This window comes from Streptomyces sp. SKN60 (assembly GCF_026236535.1).
GTDB lineage: Bacteria > Actinomycetota > Actinomycetes > Streptomycetales > Streptomycetaceae > Streptomyces.
This window is the reverse complement of sequence record NZ_JAHTMW010000051.1, coordinates 1-1,496: the sequence shown is the minus strand read 5'-3', so window position 1 is coordinate 1,496 and position 1,496 is coordinate 1. Positions and strand designations below refer to the sequence as shown.

2 protein-coding genes are annotated in these 1,496 nt (G+C 69.9%); both read right to left on the bottom strand.

Features of this window, described 5'->3' with window-relative positions:
- Nucleotides 1-375 (bottom strand): CBS domain-containing protein (locus tag KV205_RS35900; protein ID WP_265869238.1); only part of this gene is annotated, 375 nt, incomplete at its 3' end.
- Nucleotides 376-759: 384 nt separating this feature from the next.
- Nucleotides 760-1,305, bottom strand: coding sequence for a flavodoxin domain-containing protein (locus KV205_RS35895; protein WP_265869236.1), 546 nt, complete (start codon nucleotides 1,303-1,305; stop codon nucleotides 760-762).
- Between the last annotated feature and the right edge of the window lie 191 nt (nucleotides 1,306-1,496).

Genomic DNA, 1,496 nt, shown 5'->3' with positions numbered 1-1,496 from the left:
CATGCCCACGCTGTTGACCACGGGCAGGCGCTTCACCCTCCGCGTCGCCATGATCCGTGCCGCTTCGGCGAGCGTCGCGTCGGGATGGACGGTCACGGCCGGGCTGGACATGAGTTCCCCGGCCCGTACGGCTCCCGCCTTGGCCGCCGCGGCGAACTCGTCCGGTCGGGGTTCGTCCGTGCGGAACTCCTCCTTCGGCAGCAGATCGGCCTCCGACACGACCCCGATCACCCGTCCCTCCCCCTCCAGAACGGGCAGGGCGCTCACCTTCCACTGGTCCATGAGCGCGACGATCTCCTTGTACGGCGCGTCACGCCCGATGGCGATGGCGGTGTGGGTCATGACGTCGCTGACGGTGTAGCGCGAGGCGGGCATCACGTTCTCCCAGAGGGCTGAAGATCTACGGGCCGCTTCCGTGCGTGGCAGTGGGGATCCAGCAGCCGCACACGGACGGAGCGGAGACGGTGGGCGAGCATGTGTCCGGCGAACTGGTCCAGAGCGAGGCGGGGCCTCCCCACCGGAGTCCACTCCACTCCAGTCTGGCCTCGTTCCTTGAGGGCAGAGGAGGGCCGGACGGGCCCCCTTGGGCCCTGTTCGGCCCGTGCAAGGCGTGTCGCGCTCTGACTGGCGGAGCACGGCTTCGGCGACCGCACTGAGTCTCGGGAGACGCCGGCGAGTACGTCAGTCAGGATGTACGCGCGCCTGATCTTCGGCTCAACCGCCATAGTCCCCGGGGGTCTTGGTACCTTTGCGGATCAGTCAGGCGACCTGGAGGGCCGCACCCCACGCCCTTGCGCGATCCCGTTCGCCCGCGCGGAGCGGCCCTTCGGTGTCCTCGATGATGAATCCCTCCGGTTCCGCGACGAGTTCGTAGCCATGGCCGCGCAGCCGACGTGCGATGCCGCCGGCGGCGGCCCCGGCCAGCCGCATGTCCGCCCGGGTGTCGAAGGCCGCGGCGGCATGGGTGCCGGTGTGGGCCTTGGGGAGCGTGTCGTGGAACCAGTCGCGGACACCAGGGCCCTCGGCGCCCTCCTCGGGAGTGAAGGGACGCTCCCCCTTCTCGGCGTCTTGCCTCTCGGCCTTCAGCCCCATCTTCCGGCTCATCCCGGTGGTCATGCCCCGCATGTGGGTCGGCCCGCCGACGACCAGCAGGTCGGTGGGGCCGATGCGCTCCGGGACGGCGTCGGCCACTGCCACGCACTCGACCTCGGCGTCCGGGTGTGCTTCCTTCACGCCCTCTCCGATCGCGTCAGCGATCTCGCGCGTGTTGCCGAACAGGCTCTCGTACACGATCACAGCCCGCATCACGACTCATCTCCTCAGGCGCTTCCTGCTCCCGTTTCCGCAGCCGCTCCGATCGCCCGCAGCGCTCCGCGCAGCACGATGCCGACGCCCGGGGAAACCAGCGTCCAGTAGCGGCCGAACCGCGCGGTGGAAACCGGGTCGGTGCAAGCGGTACGCGCTTCGTACGACAGGAGGGACCGCTGTACCCCATA